The sequence below is a fragment of the Barnesiella propionica genome (assembly GCF_025567045.1).
Lineage (GTDB): Bacteria > Bacteroidota > Bacteroidia > Bacteroidales > Barnesiellaceae > Barnesiella_B > Barnesiella_B propionica.
The window spans coordinates 321,468-337,511 of the sequence record NZ_JAOQJK010000002.1; the positions used below are offsets into that span (position 1 = coordinate 321,468).

A 16,044-nucleotide genomic window follows, 5' to 3' on the forward strand; every position below is an offset into this window, starting at 1 on the left:
TTATATGAAACGTATATTTGGCGTTATCTTATGTTTGTGGGTGCTGGTTATCGGAGCGCAGGCCCAATATCGTACAGATATCCTGGCACATGGTTTCGAGCAACGGACTTTATCTATGCCGGATGATTATAACGGTAAAGTTGAAGCAACTCTCATACGCCGGTTGTCGGAGTGCAAAACGAGCCGTGCATTACTGTATGTGCATGGTTATAACGATTATTTTTTTCAGCGCAATTTAGGAGAGATATTTAATGATTCCTGTTTCAATTTCTATGCGGTAGACCTTCGGAAATACGGGCGTTCTTTACTTCCCGGACAAACTCCTTTCGAGGTAAGAGATTTGAGTGAGTATTTTGCCGATATTGATGCAGCAATACATATTATAAAAGAAGAAGGTAATTCTGAAATAATTTTGATGGGACACTCCACAGGAGGGCTCATAACCTCGTTATATTGCGATAGATATAAGAATGATTTGCCGGTACAGGGGCTGGTGCTGAATAGTCCTTTTCTGGATATGAACCAGGGTTGGTTTAAAGAAAAAATATTGATACCTGTTGTTTCTTTTTGGGGTAAATTTAATAAAGGGACAAAGATCAGGCAAGGTACGTCAACGGCTTATGCGGAGAGTTTATTGAAAAAATATCATGGTGAATGGGATTATAATACCCATTGGAAATTCATGATTTCTCCATCTGTTACATCAGGATGGATCCGGGCTATTCATTTGGGGCAGGTAAAAGTACATAAGGGATTGGATATTCCTTGTCCCGTATTAGTTCTGTTTTCCGACAAATCTGTATATGGCGATAATTGGACCCCTGAATTTCAAAAAGGAGATGCAGTTCTGGATGTTGGAGATATAGCAAAATACGGAAAATCATTAGGGCCTAAGGTTACGGAATTTGAGGTAAAAGACGGATTACACGATTTGATATTGTCGGGCAAAGAATCCCGAGAAGCGGTTTACCGGGAAATATTTCGTTGGATGAGAAATAATCATTTGGATTACTGAATCGTTTATGATATTGCAAGAATAAAAAGGGCGTAATTTTTTACGCTTTTTTATTAAAATGATTATATGATATTGAAATTATCTGATAATTTATTTTTCACCTGCCTTTTGTTCCATATCTGTAATCTGCCGGTTTACTATTTCGATCGTTTTTTCATTTAATAATTTTTCCCGTTTTAGATCTTCGGTTATTTTCATTAATAGGGTCAGGTCACGCGTCGCCTTGATCATTTGTTTGGTAGGCATATCCAAAGATAAAATATATTTTTTCCCTCCTTTATAAGTAATTAAAACGGGACTTTTCATATTTTCAGAAATGAGATTAACTATTTCGGTACATTGCCCGTCTTTATAAGTAACGATCTCGGTTACATGACCGTCATTTTTAAAACGATAATTATTTCCCCCATCGTAAGGAATCCGAAATGTTTCTGCAAAGTTTTTATCCGCTAAATCGGCACGGACAAAAGTATGATTAAGCGGAACATTTCCGTAATATACACTGGATAATTGCATTTGTCCCGATTCGGTGACAAGGGCTCTTATCCGGCTGCTGTTTATTATTGTTTTTCCTTTTTGATTTTTGTATATATAATTGCCTTCTTCCTGATACTTTTCATCTTTTTCCAGATAGAAATCTTTTTTCAGTGTTTCCAGTTCTTGTTGTCTTACCTGTAAAAGGCTGTCTATATATGTCAGGTTTCGTTGGCTTTCTTTTAGTTTTACCTGGCACATAAGCTGCATACCGGAACGTATCTGTTCAAAAGCTTTCGGATATAATATGCCGATGCTGTCTATAGCTGTCTTCGCTTCGGAATAAGCCCCGTAGTCGAATAGTTGTTTGGCTTTCTGTAATTGCTGCGCGGCTTTTTCATTTTGGTTTCCGCACGAAATAATACTTGCGGAGAATAGTAATCCAAGTATAAATTTATTCATGGTGGCGAATTTATAAAAACGTTTATATTGATCCTCTTTGTACGTCTTTCACTCCTTTTACTGTTTTGAGCTTTTTAATCAGCCCGTTCAGTGCCGATAAATCATTTACGGTAACTGTGATATGGCCCTGGAACAGTCCGTCGTTAGAGTCTATAGAAATACTTCTCATCGCTACATTTTTCTCTTTTGAGATAATAGAAGTTATGTTGGTAACTATTCCTATATCGTCGTTTCCTACGACCCGGAGTACGGTTACATATTGCGAACCTTGTTTTCCCGACCAGCGTGCGTTAATGATGCGGTAACGAAAACGGCTGAACATTTGAGGTGCATTCGGACAATCTTTACGATGTACTTTTATGGTACCCTGGGTAGACACAAAACCGAAAATATCATCTCCATAAATAGGATTGCAACATTTGGATAGAGTATAATCCACGCCTTTCAGATTACTTCCGATAACGAGTTCGTCCTCTTTTGTCTCGGATGTCAGAACATATTCTTCGGCTGTACGGGTTTCGAAAGTTTCTTCTTTTTCTTTCCCCATTTCCAGGTATTTCTCTATGATGTCATTGACATCGAGACGTTCCTCAGCCAGTTCCCGATAAAAATCTGTTACGGTTTTGTAACCTGTTTTTTTGATAAGACGCATGAGAATGGCATCATCCATCTCTATTTTCCGGTTCTTGAATCTTCGTTGCAGTAATTCTTTTCCGAATTCCGCTGCTTTATTTAAAGCTTCGTTCAGAGCCTGTTTTATTTTTATCCGCGTTTTGGAGGTGGTCGCGATATTTAACCAGTCCTGTTTTGGTGTCTGGGTGGGAGAAGTGAGAATTTCTATCGTATCGCCGCTTTTAAGCTGATATTTAATAGTCTGGTTTTTACCGTTCACTTTTCCGCCCACGCATTTACAGCCCAGTCTTGTATGTATGAGAAAGGCAAAATCAAGGATTGTAGCCCCCAATGGCAATTTGTATAAGTCTCCCTTAGGTGTAAAGACAAAGACTTCCTTGTCATATAGGTCCATACGGAAATCTTTCATTAGTTCCAATGGACCAGAGTCTGCCGTTTCAAGAACTTCCCGGACATTGTTCATCCAATCGTCCAGTCCCTTTTCACTTTTTAGTCCTTTATACTTCCAGTGCGCAGCCAATCCCCGTTCTGCGATCTCGTCCATTCGCTTGGTGCGTATCTGCACTTCGACCCATCGGTTTTCAGCCCATACGGTTATATGTAGCGATTCATAACCGTTTGATTTAGGGATGGAAAGCCAGTCTTTCAGACGTTTTGGATTTGGCTGATACATATCCGTAATAATGGAATATACTTGCCAGCATTCGGCTTTTTCGTGTTCCGTAGGAGTATCCAGCACTACACGGATGGCAAAAAGGTCGTATATATCTTTAAGCTCCGCTTTTTGTTTCTTCATCTTGTTCCAGATGGAGAATATGGATTTTGTGCGGCCTTTTATTTCAAATGAAAGACCCGCTTCTTCCAGTTTTTTTTGGATAGGAGCTATGAAATCTGCAATAAACCGGTCTCTTTCTCTTTTGGTCGCATTGAGTTCATGAGCTATTTTCGAGAATGTTTCCCGGTTGGTATATTTAAGAGAAAGATCTTCCAGTTCCGATTTGATACCATATAATCCCAGACGATGAGATAGTGGTGCATATAAATATGAAGCTTCGCAGGCCACATCATACCGAAATTTTTCGTTCGGATGATGGTTAATCATTCTCATGACGCAAAGCCTGTCTGCGATCATTATGATAATAACCCGTACATCTTCGGCGAAAGTAAGCAGAAGTTTCCTGAAATTATCACTTTCGACTGCTGCTTGTTTTGCGTACAGGCTTTTTGCTTTCATGAGGCCCCGGATAATTTTTGTAATATCTTCGCCGAATTCTTGTTCTATCTCTTCTATTGACATGAATTCGGAAACGACCAGGTTATATACCAGTACAGATACCAGCATACTTCTTTCGTAACCTACTTTTTGGGCTAAAATCAGAGCTGTGTTTATATTGCGCAAAGCCGGATTCAATCCATGTTTATCTCGTTGATAATGGCCAGTTTTTACCGCTTCGCTAATCAGTTTCCTGATGTGGGTAAAATCTTCCTGCGTTGACACGTTACGGGTGCAACGGCATAGTTCCCGGTAACTGTTCAGGAAAGTATTTTTTTCTTCTTCGGTAAAGTAGTTGTTACTTGCCATAATATCTCTTTCTTTCATGAAATATGCATCAAATATATATTTTTTCTCTTAAATGAGTATGAAAATTAAGAGCTTTTATGTAGATTTGAATGCTTATTTTAACTTTAATCATAATTAATATATATCATGTATTCTTCAGAAGATTTGCAATTATTAGCCTCTAAGGGCATAACCGAAAAACAGATAGAAGAACAACTCTGTTGTTTTATGAAGGGTTTTCCTTTTTTGAAAATAGATGCTTCGGCCTCAATCGGTAACGGGATTTTGTCGGTGTCTCCCCAAGAGGCCGGAACATATTTGAATGTTTGGGAACAATATCTGAATGAGAATCATAAGATAGTAAAATTTGTCCCAGCATCGGGTGCGGCAAGCCGTATGTTCAAAAACTTGTTCGAATTTACATCTGCCTCGTATGATGTACCTACTACCGAGTTTGAGAAAAAGTTTTTTAAAGATATCCGAAAATTTGCTTTTTATTCCGACCTGAATGCCGTATGCAAGAAAAATAATGGTCATAGTGTTGAAGAACTTATGGTATCGGGAGAATATAAGGCTGTAGTTTTAAATCTTCTGGAAGAAAAAGGACTTAATTATGGTTTTTTACCTAAAGGCATGCTTAAATTTCATCATTACGACAATGTAGATCGTACAGCTATGGAAGAGCATTTGGCCGAAGGAGCCATGTATGCTGCTAATAAAAGTAAAGAGGTAAATGTTCATTTTACAGTTTCGCATGAGCATATGCCGTTTTTTAAAGAATTGGTTGCAAAAAAACAAGCCCTATATGAAAAAGAATTCGGAGTAAAATACGATATTGGTTTTTCGGAGCAAAAACCTTCTACCGATACTATTGCAGCCGATATGGATAACGAACCATTCAGGGAAAACGGGAAATTGGTTTTTCGCCCTGGTGGACACGGAGCTTTAATTGAGAATCTGAATGATATAGATGCAGATGTTATATTTGTAAAAAATATAGATAATGTAGTTCCGGACAGGTTGAAAGATGAAACGGTTTATTATAAAAAATTAATAGGAGGGGTTCTTATCAGTCTTAAACAGAAGATTGATAATTATGTCCGGTTACTTAAAAGCGGAAAATATACGATGGACGATTTACGTGAGATGATAGAATTTATGCATCGCAGATTATTTATACGTAATCCGGAAACAAAAAATCTGGAAGATGGTGAACTGGCTCTTTATTTGTTGAAAAAATTAGATCGTCCGATTCGTGTCTGTGGTATGGTAAAAAATGTAGGAGAACCGGGTGGAGGACCGTTTTTGGCATATAATGAGGATGGAACTATCTCTTTGCAGATTTTGGAGAGTTCACAGATAGACGTTAATAATCCCCGTGCAAAAGCACAATTTGAATCTGGAACTCATTTTAATCCGGTAGATTTGGTCTGTTCGGTAAAAGGAGTGGATGGAAAATTTGATTTGCCGAAGTATGTTGACAAAAATACAGGTTTCATTTCATATAAATCAAAAGGAGGCAAAGACTTGAAAGCGTTGGAGTTGCCGGGATTGTGGAATGGAGCTATGAGCGACTGGAATACATTGTTCGTAGAAGTGCCTATCGAAACTTTTAATCCTGTAAAGACCGTGAACGATTTGTTAAGGGATCAACATCAATAATATAATAAAAGGCGATAATCACTGTGGTTATCGCTTTTTTTGTGTACTTTTGGCACTATAACTAGAAATAACTTTATGAGATTTGATGAATTAGATTTAGAAGAAAGTGTTTTACAGGGATTAGATGCCATGAATTTCAGGGAAACTACGCCTGTGCAGGAACTCACTATACCCGTTATTTTGAAAAAAAGAGATTTGATTGCGTGCGCTCAGACCGGAACAGGAAAAACAGCTGCTTATATACTTCCGCTATTGAATTTGCTTATAAAAGAGAAACCGGCGAAGGATGCTATACGTGCCGTTATTGTTGCTCCAACCCGAGAACTTGCTCAACAAATAGATATGCAGTTTGAAGGTTTTTCTTATTTTCTTCCTATTTCGACTGTCGTTATATCGGGAGGAGGAGACGGTGCTTCCTGGGATCAGCAAAAGAGAGGACTGAATATGGGGGCCGATATTATTATTGCAACTCCGGGCAGGTTGCTTTCTCATATGAAAATAATGAATATTGATTTTTCGAAAGTTCAGTATTTTATTCTGGATGAAGCGGACAGAATGCTGGATATGGGTTTTTACGATGATATCATGCAAATAGGAAAGAGTTTGCCGGTAGACCGTCAGACGATCCTTTTTTCTGCGACAATGCCACCTAAAATCCGCCAACTGGCCAAAAATATATTGCGTGATCCTGTGGAAATAAATGTAGCGATATCAAAGCCGAACGAAGCTATCGTACAAAGCGCATACATATGTTATGAACCTCAGAAAATGGGAATTATAGAGGATTTGTTCCAGAAACCCTCTGGAAGTAAAACGATCATTTTTGCTTCATCCAAACTAAAAGTGAAAGATTTGGCATATACTTTGAAAAAGAAGAAACTGAAAGTGGCAGCTATGCATTCCGATCTGGAGCAATCTCAACGGGAAGAGGTTATGCTGGATTTTAAGAATAATAAAATAGATATACTGGTTGCTACAGATATAGTATCCAGAGGTATCGATATCGATTCGATAGGGTTAGTCATAAATTATGATGTGCCTCATGATCCAGAAGATTATATTCACCGTATAGGCCGTACGGCACGTGCTAATGCTGAAGGGGCAGCCATAACTTTTGTGTCGGAAAAAGACCAGAGTAAATTTCATCGGATAGAATCATTTATCGGGCGGGAAATTGATAAAGCAGTTTTGCCAGAAGGTTTGGGTGAAGCCCCTGAATATGCTCCCGAGAAGAGAAGAGGTAGTAATTACGGAAGAAGAGGGTCGAAACATGGTGATAATAGGGGCAGAGGACGTGCAGACCGTGCGCGGAATGAGCATTCCAAACATTTTAGAAAAAAAACGGATAATAATGATTCTGTATCGGGAAACGATGAAAGCCAGGGAAGTTATCCTAAGAATAAAAAACGCTATTATCGCCCGAAACGTAATACAAATAACGACACTGGGAAAAAAGATTAACCAGATTGGTAAAAAAATAACGCATCTATATGCTTTAATGTACCCAGATAATTTTGCAAATCCTAAACTGTAGTATAATTACAATATATGGAAATAAAAAACATGGCGGAGCCTGCTTACCATGTTTTGATAGGGGAATAAAATCAATAATCGCTTTATCGGATTGCAGAAATACATTTGATTCATTGTTATTATTGCCTTTTAATCTATAATGATTTTGTATAACTGTCCGTCAATAATTTGATAACAAAAGTTATTCATTTGTACTTCCTTTCTGTTTTTATAAAATGCTCGGTATTGCAGGCTACTGGGCACTTTTGTATTGTGATAATATTGACACGCATATTATACGCGAAAAAGTGTCACTAATAAACGCTAAAAAATCAATTGAATTTTGTTAAAGTGTATAAAAATGGTCAATTAGGAAACTGATTGACCATTTTTTATTTTGCTGATATTCAGTATAATGCGATAAAATATGAAACTATTTATCATTTTTAGTGCAAATTTGCCACTCAGTGTAGTACTATATCCATATAAAAATGGAATATGCTACAATTTGAGTCACTTTTACATTTGATAGATACCTTGCATACTGAGGAGGAATGCAGGCAATATCTTGAAGATGTCAGATGGAATGGAAATCCTGTCTGTCCTCATTGTAGTAGCATTTCAGATAAGCTCTAATATATGAACTTGTCGAGAAAGGAACTACAATAGTTTCGGACGGTTGGCAAGGGGTTATATTCATGAAGTTGTAGACCATAGTCATGGAGAATACATAAAGCATGGTTTCCATGCCAATTCGATTGAAGGATTTTGGAGTCAATTGAAACGTGGCATATTAGGAATATACCATTTAGTAACGCCAAAGTATTTAGCAAAATATTGCTATGAATTTGCATTGAGATATAATACAAGAGATATATCAGACGGTAACAGGTTTAGCCAATTCATTATCTTTGCAGATAAAAGATTAAGATATTGTGAATTAGTGTATCCGTAATTTTGCAATTAATGGCAGCTCATGTATAGAACGCATAAACAAATTCATTATCTTTGTAGTGTCTTAGCAATGAGACATACATAGTAAATGGAAAGCGTTTAGCTTATTCCTCATTGATGAATCTGGACAATTCAATCTGTGTTGAGGGATTAAGAAAGATACGTTCTCCTTTGGTTTCGTATATGTACAAAAACATATAAGAGCCAAAGGCGTGAGCTGTTTTCTTATGTTCAACACAGGTTTGTCCAGAACCTATCAATGGCGTAAGTTAACAGTCTTGCGCCTTTCCTGTATTTGATAACTCCTTTTTGGGACTGGAAGGAAAGAAAACTTATTTAATATGAAAAATTATTTTTGTGAGAAATGCAAAACGCTTGTAACAAGTAACCAGCCACCGTATCCACATAATTGTCCAAGTGGAGGGAATCATAAATGGACGGATTTAGGAGAAATTGGCAATGATACTTATCAGTGCGGGAAATGCGGACTTGTTGTAAAATCAAAAAATATGCCATATCCGTTTAGTTGTCCCAATGGTGGAACTCATCAGTGGAATAAACTTTAGAATAACTTGAAAATGTCTGATTATGAGGAAATCGTTATTGACTGGTCAAAGAGACATAAAATTGACACAGTTGATGATATTAAAAAAATTGATACAGATAAAACAAACGTCCTGTATCAATTATATGGCGACCATCACATTTATGGCAGAGATACGTTGTTGTACATTGGCATTTCCACCTATGCGGATAATCGAATTAAAGCGCATTTGAATGGAATTTTTGGCTATGTGAATAATCTTAGCGTGTCATTTGGCAAAATAGAGCATTATAATGATAGCTTAGAGATACCTGAATCTATCTTGATTGCATGTCATAAGCCAAGTTATAATAAGGAGTTTATCCATGATATATCTCCACAAGCTAAGGTGCATAAAATTATCATAATAAACAATGGTAATAATGAAGCATTGAAAACTTGTTGCACCAATTTTTGGTGGTTAAATTGATGATATGTTGAAACTGAAAAGCCAAGCTACTATAAATGTAGTTTGGCTTTTTTTTGTTGTAAAAGTAGTATACATTACAAAGGATTAAAAACACAAAGCATTTTGGTACATCAAAGTATATAGATGCGTATTTTTATTTTGGTTGTCTTATTCTTGCCAGGAATCTCACTTATGACAAAACCGAAAATAATATTAAGAACAATATCAGAAATAATATTATATTAATAAACAATTAAATGATAAATCCGCCTTATTTTGAATTATTCTTAAACCATTAACATAATTAATACGTTTTTCTTATCGGTTACTTTTTTTGTTATAACTTCGCTAAAAAATAAAATAAAGAATATGAAAATCGGTTCAATTCCTTTCAGGCCTATAACGATAGCCGATAAAGAAATTATTACCAGTTATACTTTTTTTTCCAATTTACGAAATTGTGATTTTTCATTTGCCAATATATGCAGTTGGCGTTTTTTATATGATAGTGAATTTGCTGTTGTGAATGATCTGTTATTAATCAGGTTTTGGATTGACGAAGGAAGAGTGGCATATATGATGCCGGTAGGCTCAGGCAATATAGTGCAGGCAATTCGGGAGTTGGAACAAGATGCCGAAAGACAGGAGCATGCCCTGTGTATTTTGGGAGTATCGTCCGACTCGAAAAATTTTCTTGAATCAGTTTTTCCCCAGGAATTTAAATTTATTCCCGAGCGTGATTATTACGATTATATTTATCTTAGAGACGATCTGATACGTTTAGCAGGTAAGAAGTATCAGTCTAAACGCAATTTTATAAATCGTTTTATGCAGGCATATCCGCAATATTCTTTTACAGCTATAACTCCGGAAATAGTTCCGCAATGTCTCGAACTGGAATCGGTCTGGTGTAAGGAGAACGGATGTGAAGAAGATGAAGCATTATTGAACGAGCGACGATCTATGACTTTTGCTTTAAATCATTATGAGGAGTTGGACATATTAGGGGCCGCTTTGTGGGTAGACGGCAAGATTGTGGCTTTTACTTATGGTGCACCGATTAACGGAGACACGTTCGGCGTACATGTCGAGAAAGCCGATACGACGATAGAAGGGGCTTATCAGGTAATCAATAAATTGTTTGCGGAACTTATCCCTGAAAAATATATTTATATCAATAGGGAAGAAGATCTTGGCTTGCCGGGATTGAGAAAATCCAAACTTTCTTATCATCCTTATATTTTGCTGGAAAAATATGCAGCGATAAAATTCAGAGAATAATGGAAAAGCAACAAGTAATAGATTTATGGCAAACTTGTTTTCAGGACGATGAAAGCTTTGTGTCTCTTTATTTCAGCCGGGTATATAAAGATGAAAACACAATAGGCTATTCTGAAAATAATAAATTGGTCTCGGTATTACAAATGATTCCTTATACGATGACTTTTCATAAAACGGAAATAAAGCTGGCTTATATTTCAGGTGCTGCTACATCCCCTGATTTTCGGGATCGTGGTTTAATGACCAGATTACTGGGTGATGCTTATAAGACAATGAGAGAACGTGGTATACCTCTTTCTGTACTTATTCCTGCCCAGCCCTGGCTGTATGGCTATTATGGACGTATGGGATATTCTCCGGTTTTTTACCAGAAGGTGGAACGATATACTTCTGTTCATAATTTTCATGAAATGCCTGGTTTCCATCGTGCAGATGTTTCGAAAAAAGAAATATATGTTTTTTTCGACCGGATGATGAAATGTCGCCCTTGTTGCGTACAACATACGTTTGAGGATTTCGAAGTAATTTGTGATGATCTGGAACAAAGTGGGGGAGAGCTCGTTGCTATGGCCGACGATTTAAACAATATCGTCGCATTGGCATTCGTTCAGGTACATGACGGAGAAGCATGGATAATTGAATCTCTTTATTCCCATGATAAAATAAAAGATATATTAATGGGAGAGGTTACACGTATTTTTCCTGGTATGTCTTTAAATCTGATAATTATACCTTCAGTAAATACTACTGATAATGTAAGATTCGGAATGGCACGGGTTATTGATGCGGAAAAATTACTGGGATTAGTAGCTGCTGCTTATCCTTATTTTAAATGTACGATACGCTTATCGGATGATATACTTTTGGAGAATAATGGTTTTTTTGTAATTTCGAATGGTAAATGTTTTATTATCGATGAAAAAGATATAGAACCCGATTATGATATAAATATCGAAACATTGGCTTCTATGTTGTTTGGGGATAATCATGTGGCAGAATTATTGTCGTTTCCGTCTCAAAGACCTTATATGAGCTTGATGTTGAATTAATTATTTTTTTAATACTGATGAATATGAAAAAGATTCTTGTGTTCGTTTTATTATTTTCCGGTCTTTTATTGGCAGGAAGTTGTTCCGGAACTGGCAAAAACAAAGAAGTTGCTCAAAATAGTACGGAACAGGCTATTAATGAGAAAGTTCTTGTAAAACCTTTATCACAAACCGAATTCTTACAAAAAGTTTCGGATTATGCCAGTAATCCGGATGACTGGAAATATCTGGGTGATAAACCTTGTGTTATAGATTTTTATGCTACTTGGTGCGGACCTTGTCGTCAGATGTCTCCTATCATAGAAGAACTGGCGGGAGAATTGGAAGGAAAAGTTATATTTTATAAAGTAGATGTAGATCAGGAGCCTGAACTGGCCGGAGCTTTTGGCATTCAGAGTATACCTACTTTCGCATTATGTCCCATGGAAGGGGAACCGCATTTTATGATGGGGGCTATGGATAAATCGGCTTTCAAGGAAGCGATAGAAAAGTATCTTCTGAAATAGGTTTATTATATTTAAGAACAGGTAGTTAATACATAAACAGAAAATCTTGTTTGATTAATTATCCATCATTCTAAAATGATGGATAATTTTTTATTGATTAGTTCATTAAATTTTGTATATACTCGAAATCTTTACACTTTAATAAATGTTCAGGAATTTCTTTCTCTATTTTCTGAAATTCAGGTTTATATATTTCAAAAAGTTTTTCTATTTTATTTTTGTAAAAATATTCGTCATAAAAATGATAAGTATCATATATTTCACGGCTAAATTTGTTTACTAACAAATGATATGCTTTGTCATTTTCTCCGCGAATCAATAATAATTCATATTTTTTAGATTCGTCTTTATTATCAATAAGTTCTCTTTTTATCATTTTGACATTATTAGCCATTCCCCACAATTTAAAAAATAGGATGACCGGGAAGATCGCTAAAATAATGCTTACTACAGTGCGTATTTCATGCATAGCCTTAAATATTTATATAATTGATAATTTCAGGATACATTTTGTATCTGATAGTATTTTAAACAGGGAAAGACTATCGACAATAAATCGGGTTACAATGTAACGGGTTTCTTAATTTGTGGCAAACAGCTACTCTGATTTTGTGTCTGCCATTTTTTAAAATCTTTCCTTTGAGAGTTGTCATATTGATTAAAAATTAAAAAATAAGCTTTTGTGTCCATTGGCGGACAAAAACTTATTTTTTAAATCAATAAAATGGTGATATTAAAATAAAAAAGCTCTAAATAACAGCTTAAATGGCTGATTTTAGAACCTTTTTATTTTGTCGGGGTACCAGGATTCGAACCTGGGACCCCCTGCTCCCAAAGCAGGTGCGCTAACCGGACTGCGCTACACCCCGTTGCTCTTTTTAAAAGCGATGCAAATATACGGACATTTTTTTTATATGCAATAGTATTCCTTTATTTTTTGGAAAAAATCTTTTATCAATCCTTATTGTTTTACCCGTGAATTTATTATAATTTTGCACAGTTATTGTCTTATGTTTATTGATTCTGAATGGATAATAAAGAAAGAATACTAGTAAGAAAACTTATAAATAAAAATATATGTACAGAACTAAAACTTGTGGAGAATTACGCCTTTCGGATGTAGGTCAAAAAGTTACGTTGGCAGGTTGGGTACAACGCAGCCGTAAAATGGGCGGTATGACTTTCGTCGATTTACGGGATCGTTACGGTATAACTCAGCTCGTATTTAATCAGGAAAATAACTCTGGATTATGGGAGAAAGCCAATAAACTGGGACGTGAATATGTTATCCAGGTAACCGGAATGGTGACGGAACGCTCCAATAAGAATCAAAATATACCTACCGGGGAGATCGAAATAGAAGTTTCGGACCTGATCCAGTTAAATAGTTCTGACATTCCTCCTTTTACAATAGAGGATGAAACTGACGGAGGAGACGATTTACGCATGCAATACCGCTATCTGGATTTACGTCGTCCTTCGGTCCGGAAGAATCTGGAATTGAGGCATAAAATGGCATTTGAAGTTCGTCGTTATTTGGACGAGCAGCATTTTATTGAAGTAGAGACCCCTGTACTTATGAAATCCACTCCTGAGGGTGCACGTGACTTTATTGTGCCTTCACGAATGAATCCTGGCGAATTTTATGCATTACCTCAGTCTCCTCAGTTATTCAAACAATTACTGATGGTTTCGGGATTTGACCGGTATTTCCAGATTGTAAAATGTTTCAGGGATGAGGATCTTCGTGCCGACCGTCAGCCCGAATTCACTCAGATAGACTGTGAAATGTCGTTTGTTGAACAGGAAGATGTTCTTAATATGTTCGAAGGAATGGCAAAACATTTGTTTCGTTATATAAAGAATATCGATTTTACGGAACCGTTTCCACGCATGACCTGGGCAGATGCGATGAAATATTATGGTAGTGATAAACCTGATATCCGTTTCGATATGAAATTTGTCGAAATAAAAGATTTGACCGTAGGACATAATTTCGTTGTATTTGACAGTACTCCTTATGTTGCCGGTATTTGTGCCGAGGGATGTGCTTCTTACACCCGTAAACAGCTGGACGAACTTACGGAATATGTGAAACGTCCTCAAGTTGGAGCAAAAGGGCTTGTATATGTCCGTTGTGAAGAAAATGGAATGTTCAAGTCTTCCGTAGATAAATTTTATTCTCAGGATGATTTAAAAGTGTGGGCGGAACGTTTTGGAGCTAAACCCGGTGATTTGATACTTATTTTGGCCGGAGATAAGATTAAGACTCAAAAAGCTCTTTGTGAGCTACGTCTGGAAATGGGAAACCGTCTGGGATTAAGAGACAAAAACATTTTTGCTCCTTTATGGGTTATCGATTTTCCGCTCTTTGAATGGGATGAAGAGACTCAGCGCTTCTATGCTATGCATCATCCGTTCACATCTCCTAAGCCTGAAGATATTGGTATGCTGGAAAGTAATCCGGGAGAAGTTCGTGCAAATGCTTATGATATGGTTATTAATGGTGTTGAGCTGGGGGGGGGGTCTATCCGTATTCACGATAGTGTATTACAGGACCGGATGTTCCGCGTACTGGGATTCACCGAAGAACAGGCTCAATATCAGTTCGGCTTCCTGATGAATGCGTTTAAATATGGTGCGCCACCGCACGGGGGACTGGCTTTCGGCTTGGATCGTTTCGTTTCCATGTTTGCAGGCCTCGATTCTATCCGGGATTGTATAGCGTTTCCTAAGAATAATTCCGGACGTGATGTTATGAATGGTGCTCCTTCAATTATAGATAATAAACAGTTGGAGGAACTGCATTTAAAACTGGACCTGAAGGATCTGGGTAAATGAAAAATCCGATTATAGCCGACATAATACAAGCGATTGAAATTGTTGCGCCCCCTGCGTTACAGGAGAGTTATGACAATGCCGGTATGCAAGTAGGGAATAAGTTTCTTACAGCATCCGGTGCCTTATTGTGCATTGATGTGACCGAACCTGTCATTGACGAGGCTATCGAACTGGGGTATAATCTTATCATTTCACATCACCCGCTTCTTTTTAAGGGACTAAAGAGCCTGACTGGTAAAAACTATATCGAACGGGTTGTAATGAAAGCTATCCGGCATGATATTGCTATTTATTCTGCCCATACAAATTTAGATAATGCATGGAACGGAGTTAATTTCAGAATGGCTGAAAAACTCGGTTTGAAAGACATATCAGTATTAGATCCGGTAAAGGGTAAGTTAGTGAAACTTGTGACATTTGTTCCTGCAGAATATGTTGATAACGTGTCGAATGCTTTGTTCGATGCCGGGGCCGGACATATAGGCAATTATGATCGTTGCGGTTTTCGTAATGAAGGAAAGGGAAGTTTCCGGGCAGGAAACGGTTCGCATCCTTTTTGTGGAGAAGTAGGAGAGATGCATGTGGAACCGGAGATCCGGATAGAGGTCGTATTACCTTCCTGGAAAGAAGACAATGTAGTTCAGGCCTTACGATCGGCACATCCATATGAAGAACCTGCTTATGATGTGATTTCTCTGCAAAATTCCTGGGAACAGGCCGGATCCGGAATAATAGGTTGTCTGGAAAACCCCATGGAAGAAATGGTATTTCTTCAACATATCAAGGATGTATTTTCAGTAGGTTGTGTCCGGTATTCTCCGTTAAAAAAAGAACCGGTACGCCGTATCGCTCTTTGTGGAGGAGCTGGTGCGTTCCTGATACCTCAAGCTTTAAACGCCGGAGCTGATGTGTTCCTGACAGGAGAAATAAAATATCATGATTATTTCGGTTATGAGGGCCGTATTTTATTAACAGAAATAGGGCATTATGAAAGTGAACAATATACAAAAGAAATATTTTGTGATATTATTCAAAAAAAATTCCCTACATTTGCAACTCAATATACTAAGGTAGAAACAAATCCTATAAATTATTTGTAAGC

13 protein-coding genes, 1 tRNA gene and 1 pseudogene are annotated in these 16,044 nt (G+C 37.1%); 11 read left to right on the forward strand and 4 right to left on the reverse strand.

The window, feature by feature from the left end; translation table 11 throughout:
* Nucleotides 1-4: 4 nt before the first annotated feature.
* On the forward strand, nt 5-1,015 hold the full coding sequence (locus OCV73_RS03810) for an alpha/beta hydrolase (RefSeq protein WP_262512865.1): 1,011 nt from the start codon (nt 5-7) through the stop codon (nt 1,013-1,015).
* Between the two features lie 90 nt (nt 1,016-1,105).
* Here OCV73_RS03810 and OCV73_RS03815 read toward each other — a convergent pair whose 3' ends face one another.
* Nucleotides 1,106-1,951, reverse strand: coding sequence for a hypothetical protein (locus OCV73_RS03815; protein WP_147549199.1), 846 nt, complete (start codon nt 1,949-1,951; stop codon nt 1,106-1,108).
* Between the two features lie 22 nt (nt 1,952-1,973).
* On the reverse strand, nt 1,974-4,166 hold the full coding sequence (locus tag OCV73_RS03820) for a RelA/SpoT family protein (RefSeq protein ID WP_147549660.1): 2,193 nt from the start codon (nt 4,164-4,166) through the stop codon (nt 1,974-1,976).
* Nucleotides 4,167-4,292: 126 nt separating this feature from the next.
* Here OCV73_RS03820 and OCV73_RS03825 point away from each other — a divergent pair, with 126 nt between their 5' ends.
* From OCV73_RS03825 to trxA, 8 genes and pseudogenes are all read left to right on the forward strand, one after another.
* Nucleotides 4,293-5,807, forward strand: coding sequence for a DUF4301 family protein (locus OCV73_RS03825; RefSeq protein ID WP_147549201.1), 1,515 nt, complete (start codon nt 4,293-4,295; stop codon nt 5,805-5,807).
* Between the two features lie 75 nt (nt 5,808-5,882).
* Nucleotides 5,883-7,268: a DEAD/DEAH box helicase gene (locus OCV73_RS03830; RefSeq protein WP_147549202.1), complete on the forward strand. Its 1,386-nt coding sequence runs from the start codon at nt 5,883-5,885 to the stop codon at nt 7,266-7,268.
* Nucleotides 7,269-7,817: 549 nt separating this feature from the next.
* Nucleotides 7,818-7,955 (forward strand): transposase, encoded by a 138-nt coding sequence (locus tag OCV73_RS03835; RefSeq protein ID WP_262512866.1) that lies wholly within the window; start codon nt 7,818-7,820, stop codon nt 7,953-7,955.
* Nucleotides 7,952-8,274 (forward strand): annotated as a pseudogene (locus OCV73_RS03840) (transposase); the annotation flags it as partial. The gene OCV73_RS03835 and the pseudogene OCV73_RS03840, both read left to right, overlap by 4 nt.
* A gap of 577 nt (nt 8,275-8,851) precedes the next feature.
* Nucleotides 8,852-9,286 carry a hypothetical protein gene (locus OCV73_RS03845; protein WP_147549205.1) on the forward strand — a complete coding sequence of 145 codons (435 nt, stop codon included), beginning with the start codon at nt 8,852-8,854 and terminating at the stop codon, nt 9,284-9,286.
* 348 nt (nt 9,287-9,634) lie between these two features.
* Complete coding sequence (locus OCV73_RS03850) at nt 9,635-10,546, forward strand: DUF2156 domain-containing protein (RefSeq protein ID WP_147549207.1); 912 nt, start codon at nt 9,635-9,637, stop codon at nt 10,544-10,546.
* Nucleotides 10,546-11,595, forward strand: a complete 1,050-nt coding sequence (locus OCV73_RS03855) for a GNAT family N-acetyltransferase (RefSeq protein ID WP_147549209.1) — start codon at nt 10,546-10,548, stop codon at nt 11,593-11,595. The genes OCV73_RS03850 and OCV73_RS03855 overlap by 1 nt, the downstream gene beginning before the upstream one ends.
* Nucleotides 11,596-11,618: 23 nt before the next feature.
* Complete coding sequence (trxA, locus tag OCV73_RS03860) at nt 11,619-12,101, forward strand: thioredoxin (protein ID WP_147549217.1); 483 nt, start codon at nt 11,619-11,621, stop codon at nt 12,099-12,101.
* 97 nt (nt 12,102-12,198) lie between these two features.
* Here trxA and OCV73_RS03865 read toward each other — a convergent pair whose 3' ends face one another.
* Together OCV73_RS03865 and OCV73_RS03870 are read right to left on the reverse strand one after the other, a co-directional pair.
* Complete coding sequence (locus OCV73_RS03865) at nt 12,199-12,495, reverse strand: hypothetical protein (protein ID WP_167551200.1); 297 nt, start codon at nt 12,493-12,495, stop codon at nt 12,199-12,201.
* A gap of 400 nt (nt 12,496-12,895) precedes the next feature.
* A tRNA-Pro gene (locus OCV73_RS03870) sits at nt 12,896-12,970 on the reverse strand.
* Between the two features lie 208 nt (nt 12,971-13,178).
* Between OCV73_RS03870 and aspS the strand changes: the two genes are divergently transcribed.
* Together aspS and OCV73_RS03880 are read left to right on the forward strand one after the other, a co-directional pair.
* Nucleotides 13,179-14,942, forward strand: a complete 1,764-nt coding sequence (gene aspS, locus OCV73_RS03875) for an aspartate--tRNA ligase (RefSeq protein ID WP_147549221.1) — start codon at nt 13,179-13,181, stop codon at nt 14,940-14,942.
* The gene (locus tag OCV73_RS03880) at nt 14,939-16,042 is read left to right on the forward strand and encodes a Nif3-like dinuclear metal center hexameric protein (RefSeq protein WP_147549223.1); all 1,104 of its coding nucleotides are present in this window, start codon (nt 14,939-14,941) and stop codon (nt 16,040-16,042) included. The genes aspS and OCV73_RS03880 overlap by 4 nt, the downstream gene beginning before the upstream one ends.
* The last annotated feature ends 2 nt before the right edge of the window (nt 16,043-16,044 follow it).

Bases quoted from the DNA above. Each gene is read 5' to 3' on its own strand.
- trxA (WP_147549217.1), top strand. From the start codon at position 11,619: ATGAAAAAGATTCTTGTGTTCGTTTTATTATTTTCCGGTCTTTTATTG.
- OCV73_RS03835 (WP_262512866.1), top strand. From the start codon at position 7,818: ATGCTACAATTTGAGTCACTTTTACATTTGATAGATACCTTGCATACT.
- OCV73_RS03810 (WP_262512865.1), top strand. From the start codon at position 5: ATGAAACGTATATTTGGCGTTATCTTATGTTTGTGGGTGCTGGTTATC.
- OCV73_RS03820 (WP_147549660.1), bottom strand. From the start codon at position 4,166: ATGGCAAGTAACAACTACTTTACCGAAGAAGAAAAAAATACTTTCCTG.
- OCV73_RS03845 (WP_147549205.1), top strand. From the start codon at position 8,852: ATGTCTGATTATGAGGAAATCGTTATTGACTGGTCAAAGAGACATAAA.
- OCV73_RS03825 (WP_147549201.1), top strand. From the start codon at position 4,293: ATGTATTCTTCAGAAGATTTGCAATTATTAGCCTCTAAGGGCATAACC.
- OCV73_RS03880 (WP_147549223.1), top strand. From the start codon at position 14,939: ATGAAAAATCCGATTATAGCCGACATAATACAAGCGATTGAAATTGTT.
- OCV73_RS03855 (WP_147549209.1), top strand. From the start codon at position 10,546: ATGGAAAAGCAACAAGTAATAGATTTATGGCAAACTTGTTTTCAGGAC.
- OCV73_RS03815 (WP_147549199.1), bottom strand. From the start codon at position 1,951: ATGAATAAATTTATACTTGGATTACTATTCTCCGCAAGTATTATTTCG.
- OCV73_RS03830 (WP_147549202.1), top strand. From the start codon at position 5,883: ATGAGATTTGATGAATTAGATTTAGAAGAAAGTGTTTTACAGGGATTA.
- aspS (WP_147549221.1), top strand. From the start codon at position 13,179: ATGTACAGAACTAAAACTTGTGGAGAATTACGCCTTTCGGATGTAGGT.
- OCV73_RS03850 (WP_147549207.1), top strand. From the start codon at position 9,635: ATGAAAATCGGTTCAATTCCTTTCAGGCCTATAACGATAGCCGATAAA.
- OCV73_RS03865 (WP_167551200.1), bottom strand. From the start codon at position 12,495: ATGGCTAATAATGTCAAAATGATAAAAAGAGAACTTATTGATAATAAA.